Source organism: Pelagibius sp. 7325, from assembly GCF_037652055.1.
Taxonomy (GTDB): domain Bacteria; phylum Pseudomonadota; class Alphaproteobacteria; order Kiloniellales; family Kiloniellaceae; genus Pelagibius.
Genome location: NZ_JBBKAH010000030.1, coordinates 1 through 536, shown reverse-complemented (window position 1 = coordinate 536; position 536 = coordinate 1). Strand labels below are relative to the sequence as shown.

1 protein-coding gene is annotated in these 536 nt (G+C 33.8%); it reads right to left on the bottom strand.

Translation table 11 applies throughout. From position 1 onward, the window contains the following. Positions 1–536, bottom strand: a 536-nt coding sequence (locus WDC82_RS25135) for a hypothetical protein (protein ID WP_340120198.1), incomplete at both ends; no start/stop codon positions are given.

Genomic DNA, 536 nt, shown 5'->3' with positions numbered 1-536 from the left:
TGATATTTACCAAGAGAAGGTTTTAATTTTTCATATTTTATGTCTTTTCCGTAATCAAGAGGAGCAGTAAAATGAAAACTTCCTCCGCCAGTAATCTTAACTTTTTTATTAGAAAATTTTTTCCCTTCATAATGCAAAGTTACTTCTTTTGGGATGTTTAGAGTAATTGAATTTTTCTTATCGGCATTAAAGGTAATTTTCTCAGTCTTTTGTACATTTCCTTCTAAGTAGCTTTGCACTTTTGTCTTTGAAAACTTGATACTAGTTGATGGAACATCTTTTTTCTTAGCGTGTTCCATCAGTTTCTTGTATCCTGGTATTCTTTCACGTCCAGATGAATGATTGTTGTTCATAACAGAATCTAAAGCAATTGTTGTGGCAACAAGACCTGTATCATTGTTACCTACTTCGTTTTCTACTCCACCGTACCCATAATAAAGAATTGTCCTAACCTGTTCATTCTTATAAGCATTACCTCCCCCATAAGATGTACCTGTTGGAGGTGAAATCTTAGCATGATCGAGACAAAAAGCGAT